The sequence below is a fragment of the Halomonas sp. 328 genome (assembly GCF_015645095.1).
Taxonomy (GTDB): domain Bacteria; phylum Pseudomonadota; class Gammaproteobacteria; order Pseudomonadales; family Halomonadaceae; genus Bisbaumannia.
In genome coordinates, this window is sequence record NZ_JADOTW010000002.1 from 158736 (window position 1) to 179390 (window position 20655).

The window sequence follows — 20655 nt, forward strand, 5'->3', positions numbered from 1 at the left end:
AACGACTAGCAATAGGAAACCGACATGGTTGATACAACAGTCATCTTGCTCGGTGTGTTCATGTTCACCTTGGTCGTCATCAGTCTGACTGGGGTGATCCTGGCCGCGCGCAGCAAGCTCGTCAGTACCGGTGATGTCCAGATCGAGGTCAATGGCGACCCCGAACACACCATCACCACCCAGGCCGGGGGCAAGCTGCTCGATACCCTGGCCGCCAATGGCATCTTCCTCTCTTCCGCCTGTGGCGGCGGCGGCTCCTGCGCCCAGTGCAAGTGCCGCGTGGAGGATGGCGGTGGCGCCATCCTGCCCACCGAGGAGTCCCACTTCACCATGCGCGAGAAGAAGGAGGGCTGGCGGCTCTCCTGTCAGGTGCCGGTGAAGCAGGACATGAAGGTCGAGGTGCCGGAAGAGGTCTTCGGCGTCAAGAAGTGGGAGTGCGAGGTCATCGCCAACCCCAACGTGGCCACCTTTATCAAGGAGCTCAACCTCAAGCTCCCCGAGGGCGAGAACGTCGACTTCCGCGCCGGTGGTTACGTGCAGCTGGTGGCGCCCCCCTACGATATCAAGTTCTCCGACTTCGATATCGAGGAGGAGTACCGCGGTGACTGGGAGAAGTTCGATCTGTTCAAGATCTCCCACAAGAACACCGAGGAGACCATCCGCGCCTACTCCATGGCGAACTACCCGGAAGAGAAGGGCATTCTCAAGTTCAATATCCGGATCGCCACACCGCCTCCCGGCACCAACCACCCGCCGGGCATCATGTCCACCTATGTCTTCAACATGAAGCCGGGTGACAAGGTGACCGTGATGGGGCCCTTCGGCGAGTTCTTCGCCAGGGACACCGATGCCGAGATGGTCTTCGTCGGCGGTGGTGCCGGCATGGCGCCGATGCGCAGCCATATCTTCGACCAGCTCAAGCGCCTCAAGTCCAAGCGCAAGATCTCGTTCTGGTACGGTGCGCGCTCCTGGCGCGAGACCTTCTACAACGACGAGTACGACCAGCTGGCCGAGGAGTTCGACAACTTCGAGTGGCACCTGGCGTTGTCGGATCCGCTCCCCGAGGACAACTGGGAAGGCCCCACCGGCTTTATCCATAATGTGCTCTACGAGAACTACCTCAAGGATCACCCGGCGCCCGAGGATTGCGAGTACTACATGTGCGGTCCGCCCATGATGAACGCCTCGGTGATCAAGATGCTGCTGGACCTGGGGGTCGAACCCGAGAACATCCTGCTCGACGACTTCGGCGGATGATCGAGGGCTCTGCCCAAGAGACGACAGGGCTGGTCCGGCGTGGGCCGGCCCTGTCGTTATTGGGGGGGCTGCTGGCGGTGGCCCTGCTGCTTGCCGCCTGTGGTCGTCCCCTTCCCGAACAGCGCCTGCAAGGCGTGGTGTTCGATACCGGTTACCATCTCACTCTCCATGGCGATCTCGATACGCCCCGGCTAGGGGTCGCCATCGAGAGTGAATTGGCCCGACAGGCGGCCGCCTGGAGCCGCTTCGTCGAGGCGCAGGCTCGCTGGCAGGGCGCCAGGCGCCTGCCCGGGGCGCGCCCGCCGCCCCCCTGGCCCCCGGTGCTGGGGCATGCCTGGCTGGTCGATCGCCTCCACGAGCGACTGCTCGCGGAAGGGGTCGAGACCTTCCTGGTGGAGGTCGGCGGCATTCGACGGGGGCGTGGTGCCTGGCCCGTGGCCCTGCCGGGAGAAGACCGTCGCCTCACCCTCGAGGACGAGGCCCTGGTCAGCCTGGTCTGGCATGAGCCCGATGGGCCCCATCGACTCAGTGTGGTGGCCGATGGCGCCCTCGCGGCCCTGGCGCTCGCCTGGCGGGGCCGGGCCGCAGGGGTCGATGGCCTGAGCCATCCCGGGGCCTGGGTTGTCACAAGTCCCACGGGTGAAAGACTCAGTGAGGCCATGGCCGCGCGCCTTGGTCCGACGACAGAATAGGAGACGCACCCCATGATGATCTGGGTTCTGGTATTCGGTTTCATGCTGCTGCTGATGGCCGCCATGGCCATCGGCGTGATCCTCGGTCGCAAGCCCATTGCCGGCTCCTGCGGCGGTCTCAACCAGCTGGGCCTCAAGGAGGGCTGCGATATCTGCGGCGGCAAGGACGAGGTCTGTGAGGAAGAGAATCGCAAGCGTCAGGCCGGCGCCCGCCGTCGCAGCGACGAGAGCCGCGGCGCCGACCTGGGCTATGACGCCACCAAGCGCTAGGGAAATGGGGGACAGACCCCCATTTCTTTTCTTTCCATCTTCAATGATTCGAAATGGGGGTCTGTCCCCCATTTAGGAGAACCAACGACCCATGGCAGTCCATAGCTACGACGTGGTGGTAATCGGTACCGGTCCGGCGGGGGAGAGCGCCGCCATCAACGCCGCCAAGCACGGCAAGCGGGTGGCGGTGGTGGAGAAGCAGTCGGCGGTAGGGGGCAACTGCACCCATCGCGGCACCATCCCCTCCAAGGCGCTGCGCCACCAGGTTCGGCAGATCATGGCGTTCAATACCAACCGCATGTTCCGGGATATCGGCGAGCCGCGCTGGTTCTCCTTTCCCAAGGTGCTGGCCCGCTCCCAGCGCACCATCGACCAGCAGGTGGCGATGCGCACCAACTTCTATGCTCGCAACCGGGTCGATCTCTACTTCGGGGTGGCGCGTTTCAAGGACGAGCACACCCTGATGGTGCGCGACGATCACGAGGGCGTCGAGGAGTTGCATGCCCAGAAGGTGGTGATCGCCACCGGCTCGCGCCCCTATCGGCCGGCGGATGTCGACTTCCGGCACCCGCGGATCTACTGCTCCGATACCATCCTCGGGCTCAATCATACGCCGCGGACCCTGATCATCTTCGGCGCCGGGGTGATCGGCAGCGAATACGCCTCCATCTTCTCCGGCCTGGGCGTCAAGGTGGACCTGATCGATTCCCGCGACCGCCTGCTCTCCTTCCTGGACGACGAGATCTCCGACGCGCTCTCCTACCATCTGCGCCACCATGGCGTGCTGGTGCGCCATAACGAGGACTATGCCAGGATCGAGGGGGACGAGTCCGGGGTCACCGTGGAGCTACAGTCAGGCAAGAAGCTGCGTGCCGACGCCTTCCTGTGGGCCAACGGCCGCACCGGCAACACCGACGAGCTGGGCCTCGAAAGCATCGGCCTGGAGGCCAATGGTCGCGGACAGCTGGCGGTGGATGAGCACTATCGCACCGCCATTCCGCATATCTATGCGGTGGGCGACGTGATCGGCTGGCCGAGCCTGGCCAGCGCCGCCTATGACCAGGGCAAGAACGCCAGCGACGACCTGCTGGAGCAGTCTTTCCGGGTAGTGGACGACGTGCCCACGGGCATCTACACCATTCCCGAGATCAGCTCGGTGGGCAAGACCGAGCGCGAGCTGACCCAGGCCAAGGTGCCCTACGAGGTGGCCCAGGCCTTCTTCAAGGACACCGCCCGGGCCCAGATCACCGGCGATACCGTGGGCATGCTGAAGATCCTCTTCCACCGCGAGACGCTGGAGATCCTCGGCATCCACTGCTTTGGCGACCAGGCCTCGGAGATCGTGCATATCGGCCAGGCGATCATGCAGCAGAAGGGCGAGGCCAACAGCCTCAAGTACTTCGTCAGCACCACCTTCAACTACCCGACCATGGCCGAGGCCTATCGGGTAGCGGCCATGAACGGCCTGAACCGGCTCTTTTAAGCGAGTCATCGAGAAGGGCGCCGAGTGGCGCCCTTCCTCATTTACCGCTCCAGAAACCAGCCCTTCATCGCGCCGGTGATGCGGCGCATCTCCGCCGCCGTGGTGACATAGGCCGGCATGGTATAGAGCCAGCGGCCGAAGGGGCGCAGCCAGACGCCCCGCTCCCGGGCGAAGGCCTGGACACCCTGGAGGCTCGCCGCCTCCTGGACCTCGATGACCGCCGTGGCCCCCAGTACACGCACCTCGTTGATCGCCGGATGCGCGCTGAGCGCTGCGTCATCGAGCAGCTCCTCGCGCAGGATGGCGTTGAGATCGGCGATCTTGCCCAGGTAATCCTCCTCCTCGAAGACCGCCAGGCTTTCCAGGGCCACCCGGCAGGCGAGCGGGTTGCCCATAAAGGTCGGCCCGTGCATAAAGGCGTGATTCGGATCCTCGCTGAGGAAGGCGTCATAGACGCGGCCACTGGCCAGGGTCGCCGCATGGCCCAGGTAGCCACCGGTCAGTCCCTTGGAAAGTACCATGATGTCCGGGGTTACCCCGGCATGGTCGGCGGCGAACATCCGCCCGGTACGGCCGAAGCCGGTGGCCACCTCGTCGAAGACCAGCAGCACGTCGAACTCGTCGCACAGCTCCCTGGCCGCCCTCAGGTAGTGGGGCGAGGTCATGTTGAGGCCGCCGGCGGCCTGGAGCAGGGGCTCCATCAGTAGCGCCGCCACCTCGTGGTGGTGGGCCTCCAGGGTCGCTCGCAGCGCCCGGATATCCGCTTCCACCGCCTCCCGGGGGGCGTCGTAGGGAGCGGTGGGGGCCGGGGCGAAGGGGTGCCTGGGCAGGAAGCCGGCGAACAGCGAATGCATCCCCTCCTCGGGATCGCAGACCGCCATGCAGCCACTGGTATCGCCGTGATAGGCGCGCATCAGCGACAGCATGCGATGCTTTTCCGGGCGTCCCTCGAGTACCTGGTACTGCACCGCCATCTTCATGGCCACTTCCATGCCCACCGAGCCGCTGTCGGAGAAGAACACATGGTCGAGCCCCGACGGCGTGATGCGGACCAGGGCCTCCGCCAGGCGCTGGGCCGGCTCATGGCTCAGGCCGCCGAGCATCACATGGCAGAGGGTCTCGGCCTGTTGCTGAATGGCCCTGACCAGGCGCGGGTGGCCATAGCCATGGATCATGCACCACCAGGAACAGGTGGCGTCCAGCAGCCGCTCGCCACCGGCCAGGGTGAAGTGGGCGCCCTGGCCTCCGACCACCGTCGGTGGCAACGGCTGGGTCTGCATCTGGGCATAGGGGTGCCAGAGGGGGGACGCTGACATAAGGACCTCTTTGTTAACCCGATAAAACAAAAAGGTTAACACCATTGGTGCGATGGCGTCATGCCTGGCATGGGTGAAGGCGTCCGGCGTTGCCAGGGTGCCTCGGCGAGTCGCGTATGATGCGATGTAAATAAGCGTTGAAAATGCTGGCTCGGGGATTCGTCGTTATTCACACGAAGTGGTGGCGCGCGATTCGTCCATCGCCTAATTGGCTCCCGCCTTGGTTATCGCGGAAGCATTTTTCAAGACTCCCGGATTATGCTATAAAAACTAAAGCGAGACTTGGCAAAGGGGCCGCTATGCGGTATTAATGGCCGCCACATCCCGAAAACTCCCCTTATAAGGAAAGTTCATGTCCCTGATTAATGAATACCTCCAGCAGGAACAGCAGCTCAAGGCACTCCAGGAGCAGCTCGATAAACTGCAGAATGACCCGCGTCTCAAGGCGGAACTCGAGTTCAAGGACAAGCTCGAGGCCCTGATGCAGGAGTTCAACAAGAGCGCCAAGGAAGTGATCGAACTCCTCGATCCCAAGCCGGCTGCCAAGGCTGCCGCCGCGCCGGCCGCCAGCGCTTCCGCCGGTGGTCGCCGCAAGCGCAAGCTGAAGATCTACAAGAACCCCACCACCGGTGAAGTGGTCGAGACTCGCGGCGGTAACCACAAGACCCTCAAGGCCTGGAAAGAGGCCCATGGTAACGACACCGTCGAGTCCTGGCTGGTTCGCGTCGAAGGCTAATCGCCAAGTCGCTGGGATACGCCAGTTGAGCATTGATCGCCCCGCCCTGTGCGGGGCGATTGCATTTTATATGCCCACCTTTTTCCCATAAAAAAAGAGACCGCCTAAGCGGTCTCAAGGCAGACACGTCAGAGTGCCTAACGTGCATCGCAACGATTACTCCGGTATCAGGCAGTGTTTGACTTCCAGGTAGGCGGCGAGCCCCCAGGGGCCCAGTTCGCGACCGATGCCGCTGCGCTTGAACCCACCCCAACTGGTCTGGGGCAGGACCAGCTGTTCGCTGTTGATCCAGGTGGTGCCGGCCTGCAGGCGTCGGGCGATGGCCGCGGCACGTTGCTTGTCCTGACAGATCACCGTGGCGGCCAGGCCGAAGTCGCTGGCATTGGCCAGTGCGATGGCCTCCTCGTCGTCGGCCACGCTGCGCCCGCAGAGCACCGGGCCGAAGATCTCTTCCTGCCACAGGCGGCTTTCCACCGGCACGTCCCGGTAGAGGCTCGGCGCCAGGAAGAAGCCGGGGGAGGGCACCTCTCGGCGGCGACCGTCGCGCACGGCATTCAGCCCCTCCTGGTCGGCGATGGCCAGATACCCCAGCACGGCGTCACGCTGGCGGGCGCTGGTCAGGGGGCCCATGGCGCTGTCCTCGGCCAGGGGGTCGCCCAGCACCAGGGCGTCGATGCGCGCCGCCAGGGCCGCGTAGAGGGGCTCGGCCACGGCCTCGTGAACCAGCAGTCGTGAGGTGGCCGAGCAGATCTGGCCGGCATTGAAGTAGATGCCGGCCATCACCCAGTCGGCGGCCTGCTCGGGGTCCGCGTCCTCCATCACCAGGATCGGTGACTTGCCGCCGAGCTCCAGGGAGACCCCCTTGGTACCGGCGGCGGCGGCGCGCATCACCGCCTCGCCGACCCGGTTGCTGCCGGTGAAGGAGACCTTGTCGATGCCGGGGTGAGCGGAGAGCGGGGCGCCGATGCCTTCGCCATCCCCATGCAGCAGATTGAGCACCCCGGGGGGCAGGCCCACTTCCAGGGCGATCTCGGCCAGCACCTGCTCCGGCAGCGGGGTCACCTCGGAGGGCTTGAGCACCGCGGTACAGCCGGCGGCCAGCGCCGGGGCGAGCTTCCAGGCGCTGGTCACCAGCGGGAAGTTCCAGGGGGTGATCAGTCCCACCACACCCACCGGGTCCAGGTGGCAGCGCGCCTCGACGCCGGCCATCTCCAGCGGCACCACCTGGCCCTGGCGCGCGTCCAGGCGGCGCGCCTCCTCGGCGTAGTAGCGGTAGCAGGCGATGGCATCGTCCAGGTCGATGCCGGCCTCCGCCAGCACCTTGCCGTTATTGGTGCTGGAGAGGCGCGTCAGCGTCTCGCGACGCCGCGTCAGGGCCTCGGCGAAGCCCTCCAGATAGACCGCCCGCTCGGCCCCGGAGCGCGCCTGCCAGGCGGGCAGGGCGCGGCGTGCCGCGGCCACCGCGGCCTCCACGTCGTCCGGGTGGCCGGCGGTGACCTCGGCGATCACGGCCTCCGTGGTGGGGTTGACCACCGGCAGGCGGCGCTCGCCCCGGGAGGCCACCCAGCGGTTATCGATAAATTGCTGGTCGAGACGTTGCATCATGACTCCTTAGGCACTCAGGGCCCGCTGCCAGGCGTGGGCGTCCACCTCGATCAGCAGGGGGCCATCCAGGGGGCGGGCCGCCAGGGCTCGGGCGAGCTCGGCGGGATCGCCGACCCGGGTGGCCAGGCAGCCGAAGCCCTGGGCCAGGGTCGGGAAGTCCGGGGCCTGGATATCCACGCCGAGGCGCTCGACGCCGTGGGCGTCCATGTAGCGGCGGATCTCCTCGTAGCCGGCGTTGTGCCACAGCAGGATCACCACCGGCAGGCGCTCCTCCACGGCGGTGGCGAGCTCGGCGAGGGTGAACATCACCCCGCCGTCGCCGACCAGGGCGATCACCGGCTGGTCGGGGCAACCGAGCTGGGCGCCGAGTGCCGCCGGCAGGCCATAGCCGAGGGTGCCGTAACCGGTGGAGGCGTTGAAGTAGCGCCGCGGGGCCGGCAGCGACAGCAGGTGGTTGGCGGCATACACCGGGGCGGTGGAGTCGCCGACCCACAGCGCCTCGGGCAGGGCCGCCTGGAGGGTGGCGCAGAGCGGCACGAAGGGCGCCAGCGCCGGGTCCTGCTCCAGATCCAGGGCCTCGCGCACGGCGGCGGCCCGGGCCACGCCATCCTTGCACAGCGGCGCCGCCACATGGGCCAGCAGTCCTTCCAGGGCGCGGCCGGCATCCGATACCAGGCCGAGGGCCAGCGACTGGTTGCGCACCAGCTGCTGGGCGTCCAGGTCGATGCGAATCAGCTTGCCGGTCAGCGCGAAGCCGTCATCGAAGACCACGTCGTAATCGGTCTCGCCGAGCTCGGTGCCGATGGCCAGGATGACATCGGCGTGGCGGGCCAGCTCGCGCACCGGGGGCAGGGCGGTATTGGCGCCGATATCCAGGGGATGGTCAGCGCCCAGGAGCCCCTTGGCATTGATCGTGGTGGCGGTGGGGGCATCCAGGCGAGTCACCAGCTCCCGGGCGGCCTCCGGGGCGGCCACGCAGCCGCCGCCGAGCAGCACCAGGGGGCGCTCGGCGAGCTTGAGCCAGGTGGCGGCGGTGGCCAGGCCCTCGGCATCCGGGGCCGCCGGGTAGAGCAACGGCCGGGCGAAGGAGGGCGGTTCGGTGACCTCGGCGGCGAACAGGTCGATGGGGATCTCGAGATGCACCGGGCCGGGACGCTCGCCGTCGAAGACCGCGAAGGCCCGGGCCAGCACCTCGGGCAGGGCGTTCGGGTCGAGCAGGGTATGGCTGAAGCGCGCCACCCCTGCCATCAGCTGTTGCTGGCTGGGCAACTCGTGCAAGCGGCCCTGGCCGCGGCCCAGGGTGTCGCGGCGGTTGACGCTGGAGATCACCAGCATGGGAATGGAGTCGGCCAGCGCCTGGCCCATGGCGGTGGCGATGTTGGTCATGCCGGGGCCGGTGATGATCAAGCAGACCCCGGGCTTGCCGGTGGCCCGGGCGTAGCCGTCGGCCATGAAGCCGGCGCCCTGTTCGTGGCGCGGGGTGACGTGGCGGATCTCGCGGCCCTCGAGGCCGCGGTAGAGCTCGACGGTATGCACGCCGGGGATACCGAAGAGGGTATCGACGCCGTAGCGCTCGCCGAGCAGGCGAATCAGGAGGTCGGCACAGGTCATGGGGAAGCCCTCGTATCACGGGGCCCGACCGGAATAGGCCGGGCCCTGGCGTGATCTCAGAAGAAGAAGGTATGGGCCATAAAGGCGATGATCGGCAGAGTGATGGCGGTGCGCAGCAGGAAGATCGCGAACAGCTCCCACAGCTTGAGGGGGATCTTCGACTTGAGCAGCAGGGCGCCGATCTCCGACATATAGATCAACTGGGTCAGCGACAGGCAGGCCACCACGAAGCGGGTCAGCTCGCTCTCGATGCTGGTGGCCAGTACCGCCGGCAGGAACATGTCGGCGAAGCCCACCAGGGTCGCCGGGGCGGCGGCCTCGGCCTCGGGAATGCGCAGCAGCTCGAGCACCGGCACCATGGGGTAGGAGAGCCAGGTGAAGATCGGCGTGAACTCGGCGAGGATCAGCGCCAGGGTGCCGATGGCCACCACCAGGGGCAGCAGGGCCAGGAAGATATCCGCCACGTTGAACAGGGCGTTGCGGACCAGCTCCCGGGCGCCCGGGGCCTTCTCGGCACGCTCCACGGCGCGGGTCAGGCTGTAGCGGAAGACGCCCATGTCGGCGGTGCGCTTCTCGGCCAGCTGGCAGCCCACCGGCTCATAGTAGGTGTCGGGCTTGCGTGACAGCGGCGGCAGGCGCGGCACGATGATGGCGGCGATCAGCCCCGAGACCACCACCGTCAGGTAGAACTGCACGAACATATGGTTGAGGTCGACGAAGCTGGTGATCAGCAGGCTGAAGGCGATGGAAACGATGGAGAAGTTGGTGGCGATCACTGCCGCCTCGCGGCGATTGTAGAAACCCTTCTCGTACTGTTGGGAGGTGATCAGCACCCCGACGGTGCCGGAGCCCATCCAGGAGGCGGTGGCATCGATGGCGCTGCGCCCGGGCAGGCGGAAGATCACTCGGAAGGGCTTGCGTACCAGGCTGCCGATGAACTCCATGAAGCCGAAGTCGACCAGGAAGGGCAACAGCAGGGCGGCGAAGAAGAAGAAGGTCAGCAGCACCGGCGCCAGGTCGTTGAGCATCACGCCGCCGGTGTGGCCGGCGATGATAAAGCCCGGGCCCACCTGGAAGAAGGTCATGGCGGCGAAGGCGGCGCCGAGGATGCGCATCGCAAACCACACCGGACCGACGTCGAACATCTCGTTCCAGAGGCCCTGGCTGGCCCAGGCGGGACGGGTCAGCTTGACCAGCAGGGTGACCACGACCGAGAGGCAGAGCACGGCGGTGGCGATGGCCGGCAGCCAGCCGCTGAGCAGGTCCTGGAGGCCCTTGGCCATCAGGCCCATGCCGATATTGACGGTGTCGCCCACCGAGAAGGGAATCAGGAAGAGGCTGACCCCGAACAGCGAGGGAATCAGGAATTTCATCAGGCCGCGCCGACTCAGGCCGGGACGGGCGGTGGCGTCGGTATCGAGGGTGGAGGACATCGTTGGTTACCCCATGGATTGTTTTAGTGAACGGTGTGGGTCACCGGGGGTCGGCCCGCCGTCCTCTGGCGGGCCGAGGGACCGCATGGGGGCTGCCATGCGGCCCGGTGACCGGGATCAGTCGCGGCGCATCACGCCGGGCAGCACGCAGAGCATCTCGTAGAGCAGGGTCGCACCCATCAGGGCGGTGTTGCCGCTGGGGTCGTAGGGGGGCGCCACCTCCATCAGGTCGCCACCCACCACGTTCAGGCCCCAGGCACCACGCACGATCTCCAGGCCCTGGGCCGCGGTCAGGCCGCCCATCTCCACGGTGCCGGTGCCCGGCGCCACCGAGGGGTCGAGGCCATCGATATCGAAACTGATATAGACGGGGCCATCGCCCATCTGTTCGCGGACCTCGGCCATCAGCGGCTCCAGGGACTTGTGCCAGCACTGCTCGGCGGTCACCACCCGGAAGCCCTGGCGCCGGCACCAGTCGAAGTCGTCGGCGGCGTAGCCGGTGCCACGCAGGCCGATCTGCACCACCCGCTGGCTGTCCAGCAGGCCCTCCTCCTGGGCGCGGCGGATCGGCGTGCCGTGGGCGATGGATTCGCCGAACATATGGTCATTGACGTCGGCGTGGGCATCGATATGGATCAGCCCCACCGGGCCATGCTGGCGGGCGATGGCGCGCAGGATCGGCAGGGTGAAGGTGTGATCGCCGCCCATCGTCAGGGGCGTGGCGCCGTGGCTCAGCACCTCCTGGTAGAAGGCGTCGATGATCTCGAGGTTCTTCGGCAGGTTGAAGGTGTTGACCGGCACGTCGCCGATGTCCGCCACCTGCAGGCTATCGAAGGGGGCGGCGCGAGTGGCCATGTTGTAGGGGCGCAGCATGCGCGACTCGTCGCGGATCTGGCGCGGCCCCAGGCGGGCGCCGGGACGGTTGGAGGTACCGATATCCAGGGGCACGCCGATAAAGGCCGCATCCAGGCCCTTGGCGTCGGCCTGGGTGGGCAGGCGCATCATGGTGGCCGGGCCGCCGAAGCGGGGCATCTCGTTACCGCCCAGGGGCTGGTTGAACTCGCTCATGGAAACTCCTCAAGGGGACGCTGGCAATGGCTTCCCTCTGCTTCTTGCACGAAGCGTGCCAGATTGTACGCCCATGATTTGGCGGCGGTTTCCAAGTAAGTGATGCATTTTTACATTGCTGAGACCCCCGCTCTGATGCAAAAATGCATGATCGATACAATAATGAATCGCGAGGGGCGCATGAGCGATATCGAGGCCCGGGTACTCGCTACCCTGGTAGAGAACGCCAACGACCATATCTTTATCGTCGATGGCCGGGGCCGGGTGCTGGACGTCAGTCCCGGGGCCGCGGCGGTCTATGGCATGTCCCGGGAGGCGCTCTGCGCCACCACCGTCCAGCGCCTCGAGGCGGAGGGAATCCTGACGCCTTCGGTGAGTCTCGAGGTGATGCGCAGCGGCAAGCCGGCCCAGGTGATGCAGACCACCAGCACCGGACGCCGGGTGATCGCCCAGGCCTACCCGGTGTTTGTCGAGGGTCGGCTGGAGCGCATTATCAGCCGCTCCATGGATCTCACCGACCTGCAGTGGCTCCAGGAGGAGTACCAACTGCTGCAACGGCGTTTCAGCGAGCACCTCAAGCGCAGCGCCGCGGCCTCCCTGGGCGACGACCCGACATCGGTCGAGGCCCAGGGCGAACTCTGCTTTCGCAGCGAGCTGATGCACGAGATCGCCCTGCTGCTCAAGCGGGTCGCCCCCACCGACGCCAGCGTGCTGATGCTCGGCGAGTCCGGGGTCGGCAAGACCGCCTTCGCCCGCCAGTTGCACCGCTGGAGCCGTCGTCGCGAGGGCCCCTTCATCGACGTCAACTGCGGGGCCATCCCCGAGAGCCTGTTCGAGTCGGAGATGTTCGGCTACCAGCCGGGGGCCTTCAGTGGCGCCGCCCGCCAGGGCAAGGCGGGGCTGATGGAGCAGGCCCAGGGTGGCACCCTCTTCCTCGACGAGATCGGCGAGTTGCCCCTGGCCATGCAGACCAAGCTGCTCAAGGTGATCCAGGACGGCAGCCTGACCCGGCTCGGCGATACCCGGGCGCGGCGGGTCGACTTCCGACTGGTGGTGGCCACCAACCAGGACCTGGGGCAGCGGGTGGAGGAGGGGCGCTTCCGCCTCGACCTCTACTATCGTCTCAATGTGATCCCGGTCACCCTGCCGCCGCTGCGCGAGCGTCCCGAGGATATCCCCGGCCTGGTGGAGCTGCAGCTGGGTCGCCTCAATCGGCGCTACGGACGCGACAAGCTGCTGGCTCCCGGGGTCTGGCAGGAGTTGATGGGGCACGACTGGCCGGGTAATGTACGCGAGCTGGAGAACTGGCTGGAGCGGGCCTGGCTCTCGGCGCCCGGCGAGATGATCGAGGCCGGGGCACTGGCCCCGCAACGTTCCAGCCGAGCCCCGGAAGACGCTATACTAGCCGACGCTTCCTCTTCCCCGGATCCCGGGGCGGCCGGGCTCGCCGACGGCGAAGGCCTCAAGCAGGCGCTCGCCCGCTTCGAACGCGAGATCCTGGCCGAGCTGTGTACGCAGTTGCCGAGTACTTATGCCATGGCCGAGCGCCTGGGTATCAGTCAGCCCAGTGTGGTGCGCAAACTCCAGCGCCATGGGTTACGAATTTCCGACGGTCACCGATAGACGCGAATGAAACAGCAAAAGAAACCCAACGCCATGGATGAGCGCGAAAAATTGCGCAAGTTTCGTGAGCTCGACGACGCCTTTGCCCAGGCCCTGCAGCAACTCGATGACCCCAATCACCGCCTGGATATTCCCACCGGGCCGCCGGTGGCCTCGGCGCAGTCCCAGCGCAAGCAGGAGAACGAGCGGCGCTTCGAAGAGCGCCTCGAGGCCCTGATGCAGGAATATCACTTCGCCCCCGAGGCGGTGGTGGCCCTGCTCGACTCCCTGGCGGAACCGCCCTCCGCCGGCTGAGCCGGGGGCGACCTTTCCCAAGGAATATTTGCCTGCGACGGCGATTTCATCAATCATGGGTCGGGTCCCGCGGCAAGGCGGGATGGATACAATAAACGAGGCGTTGGACGACGCCTCCAGAACGACAAGGCGCCAGTCGCAGGGCGCGAAAGGGAGAATGGAATGTCGATGATTCAAGGGAAGCGGGGCCTGATCGGGGGTCTGGCCCTCTCCGCTTTGATGCTGGCCGGGGCGTCCGCCCAGGCCAACGACCTGAACTGGCAGGCGAACCCCACCTATGGCTCGGTCAGCCTGAGCGCCGGCTTCATGCCCGACCCGCACCGGGTCAGTCTTTCCGCCGGGGGCAGCACCCAGGTCACCTCCAGCCTGGGCAGTGGCTGTACCGGTTACGTGCATGCCGGGGCCCCGGACGTGGATCTCTACTACACGGCCGGGAGCCTGCCGCTCTATATCCATGTGGAGTCGCGGGCCGACACCACCCTGGTGATCAACGCCCCGGACGGGCGCTGGTACTGCAATGACGACGCCATCGGTCTCAACCCCATGGTCAGTTTCCCCAAGGCGCAGAGTGGCATGTACAACATCTGGGTCGGGGTCTGGGGTAACAACGAGCTGCGCGACGCCACCCTGAACATCACCGAGATCGACCCCAGCCGGTAAACGCCGCCCGGCTGCGCCGGGAGCTCGAAGCCTTAAGCTGGAAGCTGGAAGAAAAAACACCCCCGCCGGTTCTGCCGGTGGGGGTGTCTTGTTGTAGGTCGGGTAAGCGAGCCTGCGAGCGCACCCGACGAAGGTGAGCTGGCTGGAAGAAAAATCGCCCCCATGGCTTGCCATGGGGGCGATTCACATTAAGCGGCTATCCAGCTTCCAGCTTCCAGCTTTAGTGGCGGAAGTGGCGCATCCCGGTAAACACCATGGCAATGCCGGCCTCGTTGGCGGCGTCGATCACTTCCTGGTCGCGCATGGAACCACCGGGCTGGATCACCGCGGTGATGCCTGCCGCGGCCGCGGCGTCGATGCCGTCGCGGAAGGGGAAGAAGGCGTCACTGGCCATCACCGAGCCGGGCACCGAGAGGCCCTCGTCGGCGGCCTTGATGCCGGCAATCTTGGCGGAGTAGACGCGGCTCATCTGGCCGGCGCCCACGCCGATGGTCTGGCCGGCCTTGACGTAGACGATGGCGTTGGACTTGACGAACTTGGCCACCTTCCAGGCGAACATCAGGTCGCGCAGCTCCTGCTCGCTGGGGGCGCGCTGGGTCACCACCTTCAACTCGTCGCGCTCCACCATGCCCTGGTCGCGATCCTGCACCAGCAGGCCGCCGTTGACGCGCTTGAAGTCGTGGGCGGCGAGGGCGGTATTGCCCCAGTGGGCGGCCACGTCGAGCAGGCGCACGTTCTGCTTCTCGGCGACGATCTCGCGCGCGGCATCGGCGACCCCGGGGGCGATGATCACCTCGACGAACTGGCGGTCGATGATCGCCCGGGCGGTGTCGGCATCCAGCGGCCGGTTGAAGGCGATGATGCCACCGAAGGCGCTGGTGGGGTCGGTGGCGAAGGCCTTCTCGTAGGCCGCCAGGGGCGTTTCGCCGAGGGCCACGCCGCAGGGGTTGGCGTGCTTGACGATCACGCAGGCCGGCTCCTCGAAGGCCTTGACGCACTCGAAGGCGGCGTCGGTGTCGGCCACGTTGTTGAAGGAGAGCGCCTTGCCCTGCAGGCTCCGGGCGGTAGCCACGCCGGGCTCGCTGGCGTCGTCTTCCACATAGAAGGCGGCCTGCTGGTGGGGGTTCTCCCCGTAGCGCATGGCCTGCTTCTTGCGGTACTGCACGCTGTAGGTGCGCGGGTAGCCTTCCTCGCCGCCTTCCACGCGCTGGCCCAGGTAGTTGGCGATGGCGGCGTCGTAGCCGGCGGTATGCTCGAAGGCCTTGACCGCCAGGTCGAAGCGGGTCGCGAGGCTCACCGCGCCGTTATTGGCGTCCATGTCGGCCAGCACCCGGGCGTAGTCGCCGGCATCCACCACGATGCCGGTATGGGCGTGGTTCTTGGCGCAGGCGCGAACCATGGTCGGGCCGCCGATATCGATGTTCTCGATGGCGTCCTCCAGGGTGCAGTCGGGCTTGGCCACGGTCTGGGCGAAGGGGTAGAGGTTGACCACCACCATGTCGATGGGATCGATGCCGTGCTCCGCCATCACCGCGTCGTCCTGGCCGCGGCGACCCAGGATGCCGCCATGGATCTTGGGATGCAGGGTCTTGACCCGGCCGTCCATGATCTCGGGGAAGCCGGTGTGGGCCGATACCTCGGTGACCGGGATCTCGTTGTCACGCAGCAGCTTGAAGGTGCCGCCGGTGGAGAGCAGCGCCACGCCACGCTCGACCAGGCCACGGGCGAAGTCGACGATGCCGGTCTTGTCGGAGACGCTGAGCAGGGCGCGGCGCACCGGCAGGGTGGAGGGAGCGGAGGGGGAGGCGGATTGGGCCATGGACTTGCACTCTCGGAGTTGGCTGGAAAACGAGCGAAGGGAGCCGCATTGGGCTCCCTTCGCAGGAAAAGGGGTCAGATCAGGGCGTGCTGCTTGAGTTTCTTGCGCAGGGTGCCGCGATTGAGGCCGAGCAGTTCGGAGGCGCGGGTCTGGTTGCCGTTCACGTGCTCCATCACCGCGGCCAGCAGTGGGGCCTCCACTTCGTCGAGCACCATGGCATAGAGGCCGGTGACCGACTCGCCATCGAGATGGGCGAAGTAGCGGCGCATCGCCAGGTCCACGGCCTCGCGCAGGGGGCGTTCCGGCGCCGGGGGCTGCCCCTCGGGGGGCGCCGTGGCGGGGCGGCCATCGATGGCGGAGAAGCTCATGGATTCCTGATCCGTACGTGTCGCATTATCGGGCGTCGTTGCTTGCCTGCTGGTCATGCTGCACTGGTTCCATTGGCGGCCGAGGGCAAGCCCTCGAGGCCGAAGAGTTCATTCACGAAGTGGTGCTGGGCGCCCGGCGTCTCGAGGCGGTTGAAGGCCGCCTTCAGGGACTTGGCGTCATCCGGCTCATGGCGCTCCAGATACCAGCCCAGATGCTTGCGGGCGATGCGTACTCCCATCACCTCGCCATAGAAGTCATGCAAGGCGCCAAGGTGCTCGCCGAGCAGCTGCTGGCGCTCGGCGGCGCTCGGTGGCGCGCTCTCCTGGCCATGGGCCAGGTAGTGGTCGATCTCGCGGAAGATCCAGGGGTTGCCCTGGGCGCCGCGGCCCACCATCACCGCATCCGCCCCAGTATAGTCGAGAACCTCGGCGGCCTTGGTGGCGGAGTCGATATCGCCGTTGGCGAAGACCGGAATCGCCACCCGTGACTTGATCTCGGCGATGGTGTCGTACTCCGCCTGGCCCTGGTAGCGCTGCTGGCGGTGGCGGCCATGTACCGCCAGGGCCTGGATGCCGGCGGCCTCGGCGAGGCGGGCCACCCGCACCCCGTTGTTGCTCTCGGCGCACCAGCCGGTACGGATCTTCAGGGTCACCGGAATGTCCACCGCGGCCACCACCGCCTCGAGGATCTCGGCCACCAGCGCTTCGTCGCGCAGCAGCGCCGAGCCCGCGGCCTTGTTGCACACCTTCTTGGCCGGGCAGCCCATATTGATGTCGATGATCTCGGCGCCCCGCTCGGCATTGAGGCGGGCCGCCTCGGCGAGCATGGCGGCATCGCCGCCGGCGATCTGCACGCTGCGCGGCCCCGGCTCGCCACGATGGTCCATGCGCAGCCGCGACTTGCGGGTATGCCACAGGCTGGGGTCCGAGGTGACCATCTCGCCCACCACCAGGCCGGCGCCGAGGCGCCGGCACAGCGCCCGGAAGGGGCGGTCGGTGACCCCGGCCATGGGCGCCAGGATCGCCCGGCTGGTCAGCCGGTGGGGACCGATAGCGGGCAGGGAGGGGGCAGGGCTCATGGGCATGAAAACAGGGGCTCGGTTCAAGGGGGGCCTATGATACCCAGCCGGCGCCCCCGGGTGAAGGTGGCAATTGGCATTCCCCGGTTTCCGTGGGAGCGCGGATGGCGCCGGTCCGACGCTTCGGCGATATCGCCCGCAGGGCGATCCCGGTCGGCACCCAAGGGCGACTTCGTCGCCTAATCGCTCGGGGGACCCAAGCTCCCACAACCCCAGTGGCCACGACAAAGCCTGTGACCACCCAACCTATTGTGGGAGCGCGGATGGCGCCGGTCCGACGCTTCGGCGATTCGCCCGTAGGGCGCTTCAGGCCGGCCGCCGCCCTTCCAGGCGTACCCAGCCTTCCCGCTCCACCGGCGGTTCCATCACCAGGCCCTGGGCCTCGTAGGCGGCCAGCACCTCCTCGGCCTGCTGGGCGAGGATGCCGGAGAGCACCAACTGCCCGCCGGAAGCCACCTGGCCGGCGATCGTGGGGGCCAGTTCCACCAGCGGGCCGGCGAGGATATTGGCCACCACCACCGGGAAGGGGCCCTCCTCGAGCTGCTCCGGGTAGCAGAGCATCAGGCGCTCTTCGGCGATGGCGTTGCGTTCGGCGTTGTCGCGGCTGGCCTGCAGCGCCTGGGGGTCGATATCGGTGCCCACGGCGCGGCTGGCGCCCAGCTTCAGGGCGGCAATGGCCAGGATGCCGGAGCCGCAGCCCACGTCGAGCACCGCCCGGGCTTCCAGGCCACCGGCCAGTGCCAGCCCGTCCAGCCACTCCAGGCAGAGCGCCGTGGTGGGGTGGGTGCCGGTGCCGAAGGCCAGGCCCGGGTCGAGCAGCAGGTTGACCGCCTCGGGTTCCGGGGCCTCGTGCCAGCTCGGCACGATCCACAGCCGCTGGCCCATCTTCAGCGGCGTGAAGCCGTCCATCCACTCCCGTTCCCAGTCCCGGTCGGCGAGCAGCTCGAACTCCACCTCCGGGCAGGGTTCGTCGGGCACCTCCAGGCTCCAGGCCTGGCGCACCCGCTCGAGCATGGCGTCGATGCCCTCCAGGTCGTCATAGAGGCCGGTCAATACCGTCTCGTTCCACAGCGGCGTGGTGCCCCGTTCCGGTTCGAAGACCGGGTCGTCATGGGCATCCTGGAGGGTGATGGCCGAGGCGCCCTCGGCGAGCAGCAGCTCCTCCAGGGTCTCGGCCTGTTCCGGGGCGATGCGTGCCTTGAGTTGTAGCCAGGGCATGACAGTGTCTCCTGTTGATACGGGAGGGGCGCCACGGCGCCCAAACGACGAACGGGATGGCCCAGGGCCATCCCGTCGACACGACCGAGTCCGTGATCAGAGACCCAGCTTCTTCTCCAGGTAGTGGATATTGACGCCACCCTGCTGGAAATGGGTGTCGCGCACCAGGTCCTTGTGCAGGTCGGTGTTGGTCTTGATGCCTTCCACCAGCAACTCGTCCAGGGCATTGCGCATGCGCGTCAGGGCCGCGGTGCGGTCCTCGCCCCAGGTGATCAGCTTGCCGATCAGGGAGTCGTAGTGGGGCGGTACCGTATAGCCGGTGTAGAGGTGGGAATCCATGCGTACCCCCAGGCCACCTGGCGGGTGGTAGAGGCTCACCTTGCCCGGGGAGGGCATGAAGGTGCGGGAATCCTCGGCGTTGATCCGGCACTCGAAGGCGTGGCCGTTGAGCTTGACGTCCTCCTGGCGGATCGACAGCGGCAAGCCGGCGGCGATGCGCAGCTGCTCCTTGACGATATCCACCCCGGTGACCTGCTCGGTGACCGGATGCTCCACCTGGACCCGGGTGTTCATCTCGATAAAGAAGAACTGGCCCTTCTCGTAGAGGAACTCGAAGGTGCCGGCGCCCCGGTAGTTGATGGTCAGGCACGCCTGGCGACACGCCTCCAGCACCTGGGCCCGGGCTTCCGGGTCGAGGCCCGGCGCGGGGGCCTCCTCCAGCACCTTCTGGTGACGGCGCTGCAGGGAGCAGTCGCGATCATAGAGGTGAATGGCGTTGCCCTGGCCGTCGGCCAGCACCTGCACCTCCACATGGCGCGGCTCCTGGAGGAACTTCTCCATGTAGACGGTGCCGTCGCCGAAGGCCGCGGCGGCCTCGGTCTGGGTGATGCTCACCGAGGAGAGCAGGTGCGCCTCGGTATGCACCACGCGCATGCCGCGCCCGCCGCCACCGGCGGCCGCCTTGATGATCACCGGATAGCCGATGCGCCGGGCGATGGCCAGCACCTCGGCCTCGTCTTCCGGCAGGGGGCCATCGGAACCGGGTACCGTGGGGACGCCGGCCTTCTTCATCGCCTCGATGGCGCTGACCTTGTCGCCCATCAGGCGAATGGTCTCGGCCCGCGGCCCGATGAAGACGAAGCCGGAACGCTCCACCTGCTCGGCGAAGTTGGCGTTCTCGGAGAGGAAGCCATAGCCGGGGTGAATGGCGCTGGCGTCGGTGACCTCGGCGGCGCTGATCAGCGCCGGAATATTGAGGTAAGACTGGGCCGAGGGGGCCGGGCCGATGCATACCGCTTCATCGGCCAGGCGCACATGCATCAGCTCCTGGTCGGCCTTGGAGTGCACCGCCACGGTCTTGATGCCCAGCTCCTTGCAGGCACGCAGGACGCGCAGGGCGATCTCGCCGCGGTTGGCGATGAGTACCTTGTCCAACATCTGTTATCCGCCCGTAGTGTGGTGTCAGTTGAGAGCGTCGAGGCCGCGGCCTCAGGCGATGACCAGCATCGGCTGATCGAACTCGACCGGCTCGCCGTCTTCCACCAGAATGGCCTCGATGACGCCGTCCTTGTCGGCTTCGATCTGGTTCATCATCTTCATCGCTTCGACGATGCACACCGCCTCGCCCTTGCGCACCGTCTGGCCCACTTCGGCGAAGGGCTTGGCGCCCGGTGCCGGGGCACGGTAGAAGGTGCCCACCATGGGCGAGTTGACGGTGTGGCCGGTGGGAGCGGCCGGGGCGGCCGGCTCGCTGGGGGCCGGGGCGGCGGGAGCGGCAGGTGCCGGCGCCTGCGGCGCATAGGCCGCGGGTTGCGGGGCGGGTTGGTAGGCCACGCCATTGGGGTGGCGGCTGATGCGGACGGACTCCTCGCCTTCCTGGATCTCGATCTCGCTGATATTGGACTCTTCCAGCAGCTCGATCAGCTTCTTGACCTTACGGATATCCATGCGGTTGTCTCGCTCGTAACGGAGTAGTGAGAGGGCTTGAGGCAGGCTGCGCAGCGGCGCTGTCAACCTGCGAGAAAACGGTTCGGATCGAGGCAAAGTTTAGCAAATTGCCGCCGATTGCCGCGCCAAAAGGCGTGTTGGCGGAGTTTGCCGAAAAACGACCAGGTTGTCTAGGA

At 66.9% G+C, this 20655-nt stretch carries 19 protein-coding genes; 8 read left to right on the top strand and 11 right to left on the bottom strand.

Going from position 1 to position 20655, the window contains the following annotated elements:
* Nucleotides 1–24: 24 nt before the first annotated feature.
* The 4 genes from nqrF (at nt 25) to sthA (ending at nt 3702) form a co-directional block, all read left to right on the top strand.
* Complete coding sequence (gene nqrF / locus IHD13_RS01550; RefSeq protein WP_195859276.1) at nt 25–1257, top strand: NADH:ubiquinone reductase (Na(+)-transporting) subunit F; 1233 nt, start codon at nt 25–27, stop codon at nt 1255–1257.
* Nucleotides 1254–1949 (top strand): hypothetical protein, encoded by a 696-nt coding sequence (locus tag IHD13_RS01555; protein WP_195859277.1) that lies wholly within the window; start codon nt 1254–1256, stop codon nt 1947–1949. The genes nqrF and IHD13_RS01555 overlap by 4 nt, the downstream gene beginning before the upstream one ends.
* A gap of 12 nt (nt 1950–1961) precedes the next feature.
* The gene (nqrM, locus tag IHD13_RS01560; RefSeq protein WP_195859278.1) at nt 1962–2219 is read left to right on the top strand and encodes a (Na+)-NQR maturation NqrM; all 258 of its coding nucleotides are present in this window, start codon (nt 1962–1964) and stop codon (nt 2217–2219) included.
* Nucleotides 2220–2310: 91 nt separating this feature from the next.
* Nucleotides 2311–3702 carry a Si-specific NAD(P)(+) transhydrogenase gene (gene sthA / locus IHD13_RS01565; protein ID WP_195859279.1) on the top strand — a complete coding sequence of 464 codons (1392 nt, stop codon included), beginning with the start codon at nt 2311–2313 and terminating at the stop codon, nt 3700–3702.
* 41 nt (nt 3703–3743) lie between these two features.
* Here sthA and bioA read toward each other — a convergent pair whose 3' ends face one another.
* The gene (gene bioA / locus IHD13_RS01570; RefSeq protein WP_195859280.1) at nt 3744–5018 is read right to left on the bottom strand and encodes an adenosylmethionine--8-amino-7-oxononanoate transaminase; all 1275 of its coding nucleotides are present in this window, start codon (nt 5016–5018) and stop codon (nt 3744–3746) included.
* A 352-nt stretch (nt 5019–5370) separates the two neighbouring features.
* Between bioA and IHD13_RS01575 the strand changes: the two genes are divergently transcribed.
* The gene (locus tag IHD13_RS01575; RefSeq protein ID WP_195859281.1) at nt 5371–5754 is read left to right on the top strand and encodes a histone-like nucleoid-structuring protein, MvaT/MvaU family; all 384 of its coding nucleotides are present in this window, start codon (nt 5371–5373) and stop codon (nt 5752–5754) included.
* A 156-nt stretch (nt 5755–5910) separates the two neighbouring features.
* On the opposite strand, the gene IHD13_RS01580 is transcribed toward IHD13_RS01575, so the two are convergent.
* From IHD13_RS01580 to speB, 4 genes are all read right to left on the bottom strand, one after another.
* On the bottom strand, nt 5911–7356 hold the full coding sequence (locus IHD13_RS01580; protein ID WP_195859282.1) for an aldehyde dehydrogenase family protein: 1446 nt from the start codon (nt 7354–7356) through the stop codon (nt 5911–5913).
* Nucleotides 7357–7365: 9 nt separating this feature from the next.
* The gene (locus tag IHD13_RS01585) at nt 7366–8970 is read right to left on the bottom strand and encodes a 5-guanidino-2-oxopentanoate decarboxylase (protein WP_195859283.1); all 1605 of its coding nucleotides are present in this window, start codon (nt 8968–8970) and stop codon (nt 7366–7368) included.
* 56 nt (nt 8971–9026) lie between these two features.
* A complete protein-coding gene (locus tag IHD13_RS01590) occupies nt 9027–10403 on the bottom strand; it encodes a YjiH family protein (RefSeq protein WP_195859284.1) in 1377 nt (458 codons plus the stop codon).
* Between the two features lie 117 nt (nt 10404–10520).
* Complete coding sequence (speB, locus tag IHD13_RS01595) at nt 10521–11471, bottom strand: agmatinase (protein ID WP_195859285.1); 951 nt, start codon at nt 11469–11471, stop codon at nt 10521–10523.
* Between the two features lie 180 nt (nt 11472–11651).
* Here speB and IHD13_RS01600 point away from each other — a divergent pair, with 180 nt between their 5' ends.
* The 3 genes from IHD13_RS01600 to IHD13_RS01610 all read left to right on the top strand — a co-directional run bounded on the left by IHD13_RS01600 (nt 11652) and on the right by IHD13_RS01610 (nt 14048).
* Nucleotides 11652–13094 (top strand): sigma-54 interaction domain-containing protein, encoded by a 1443-nt coding sequence (locus IHD13_RS01600; protein ID WP_195859302.1) that lies wholly within the window; start codon nt 11652–11654, stop codon nt 13092–13094.
* A 33-nt stretch (nt 13095–13127) separates the two neighbouring features.
* Nucleotides 13128–13388, top strand: coding sequence for a hypothetical protein (locus IHD13_RS01605; RefSeq protein WP_230086055.1), 261 nt, complete (start codon nt 13128–13130; stop codon nt 13386–13388).
* 162 nt (nt 13389–13550) lie between these two features.
* Entirely contained in the window at nt 13551–14048 is a 498-nt protein-coding gene (locus tag IHD13_RS01610) for a hypothetical protein (protein ID WP_230086056.1), read from the top strand.
* Between the two features lie 220 nt (nt 14049–14268).
* Here the strand turns inward: IHD13_RS01610 and purH are convergent, their stop codons facing one another.
* The 6 genes from purH to accB form a co-directional block, all read right to left on the bottom strand.
* Nucleotides 14269–15867 (bottom strand): bifunctional phosphoribosylaminoimidazolecarboxamide formyltransferase/IMP cyclohydrolase, encoded by a 1599-nt coding sequence (gene purH, locus IHD13_RS01615; RefSeq protein ID WP_195859287.1) that lies wholly within the window; start codon nt 15865–15867, stop codon nt 14269–14271.
* 74 nt (nt 15868–15941) lie between these two features.
* The gene (fis, locus tag IHD13_RS01620) at nt 15942–16235 is read right to left on the bottom strand and encodes a DNA-binding transcriptional regulator Fis (protein WP_230086057.1); all 294 of its coding nucleotides are present in this window, start codon (nt 16233–16235) and stop codon (nt 15942–15944) included.
* Nucleotides 16236–16288: 53 nt separating this feature from the next.
* Complete coding sequence (gene dusB, locus IHD13_RS01625; protein ID WP_230086058.1) at nt 16289–17320, bottom strand: tRNA dihydrouridine synthase DusB; 1032 nt, start codon at nt 17318–17320, stop codon at nt 16289–16291.
* Nucleotides 17321–17620: 300 nt separating this feature from the next.
* The gene (gene prmA, locus IHD13_RS01630) at nt 17621–18532 is read right to left on the bottom strand and encodes a 50S ribosomal protein L11 methyltransferase (protein WP_195859289.1); all 912 of its coding nucleotides are present in this window, start codon (nt 18530–18532) and stop codon (nt 17621–17623) included.
* A gap of 96 nt (nt 18533–18628) precedes the next feature.
* Nucleotides 18629–19969: an acetyl-CoA carboxylase biotin carboxylase subunit gene (accC, locus tag IHD13_RS01635; RefSeq protein ID WP_195859290.1), complete on the bottom strand. Its 1341-nt coding sequence runs from the start codon at nt 19967–19969 to the stop codon at nt 18629–18631.
* A 51-nt stretch (nt 19970–20020) separates the two neighbouring features.
* On the bottom strand, nt 20021–20479 hold the full coding sequence (gene accB / locus IHD13_RS01640) for an acetyl-CoA carboxylase biotin carboxyl carrier protein (protein ID WP_195859291.1): 459 nt from the start codon (nt 20477–20479) through the stop codon (nt 20021–20023).
* Between the last annotated feature and the right edge of the window lie 176 nt (nt 20480–20655).

Excerpts from the sequence above, each read along its gene's own strand:
- nqrF (WP_195859276.1), top strand. The coding sequence starts at position 25 with ATGGTTGATACAACAGTCATCTTGCTCGGTGTGTTCATGTTCACCTTG.
- IHD13_RS01555 (WP_195859277.1), top strand. The coding sequence starts at position 1,254 with ATGATCGAGGGCTCTGCCCAAGAGACGACAGGGCTGGTCCGGCGTGGG.
- nqrM (WP_195859278.1), top strand. The coding sequence starts at position 1,962 with ATGATGATCTGGGTTCTGGTATTCGGTTTCATGCTGCTGCTGATGGCC.
- sthA (WP_195859279.1), top strand. The coding sequence starts at position 2,311 with ATGGCAGTCCATAGCTACGACGTGGTGGTAATCGGTACCGGTCCGGCG.
- bioA (WP_195859280.1), bottom strand. The coding sequence starts at position 5,018 with ATGTCAGCGTCCCCCCTCTGGCACCCCTATGCCCAGATGCAGACCCAG.
- IHD13_RS01575 (WP_195859281.1), top strand. The coding sequence starts at position 5,371 with ATGTCCCTGATTAATGAATACCTCCAGCAGGAACAGCAGCTCAAGGCA.
- IHD13_RS01580 (WP_195859282.1), bottom strand. The coding sequence starts at position 7,356 with ATGCAACGTCTCGACCAGCAATTTATCGATAACCGCTGGGTGGCCTCC.
- IHD13_RS01585 (WP_195859283.1), bottom strand. The coding sequence starts at position 8,970 with ATGACCTGTGCCGACCTCCTGATTCGCCTGCTCGGCGAGCGCTACGGC.
- IHD13_RS01590 (WP_195859284.1), bottom strand. The coding sequence starts at position 10,403 with ATGTCCTCCACCCTCGATACCGACGCCACCGCCCGTCCCGGCCTGAGT.
- speB (WP_195859285.1), bottom strand. The coding sequence starts at position 11,471 with ATGAGCGAGTTCAACCAGCCCCTGGGCGGTAACGAGATGCCCCGCTTC.
- IHD13_RS01600 (WP_195859302.1), top strand. The coding sequence starts at position 11,652 with ATGAGCGATATCGAGGCCCGGGTACTCGCTACCCTGGTAGAGAACGCC.
- IHD13_RS01605 (WP_230086055.1), top strand. The coding sequence starts at position 13,128 with ATGGATGAGCGCGAAAAATTGCGCAAGTTTCGTGAGCTCGACGACGCC.
- IHD13_RS01610 (WP_230086056.1), top strand. The coding sequence starts at position 13,551 with ATGTCGATGATTCAAGGGAAGCGGGGCCTGATCGGGGGTCTGGCCCTC.
- purH (WP_195859287.1), bottom strand. The coding sequence starts at position 15,867 with ATGGCCCAATCCGCCTCCCCCTCCGCTCCCTCCACCCTGCCGGTGCGC.
- fis (WP_230086057.1), bottom strand. The coding sequence starts at position 16,235 with ATGAGCTTCTCCGCCATCGATGGCCGCCCCGCCACGGCGCCCCCCGAG.
- dusB (WP_230086058.1), bottom strand. The coding sequence starts at position 17,320 with ATGCCCATGAGCCCTGCCCCCTCCCTGCCCGCTATCGGTCCCCACCGG.
- prmA (WP_195859289.1), bottom strand. The coding sequence starts at position 18,532 with ATGCCCTGGCTACAACTCAAGGCACGCATCGCCCCGGAACAGGCCGAG.
- accC (WP_195859290.1), bottom strand. The coding sequence starts at position 19,969 with ATGTTGGACAAGGTACTCATCGCCAACCGCGGCGAGATCGCCCTGCGC.
- accB (WP_195859291.1), bottom strand. The coding sequence starts at position 20,479 with ATGGATATCCGTAAGGTCAAGAAGCTGATCGAGCTGCTGGAAGAGTCC.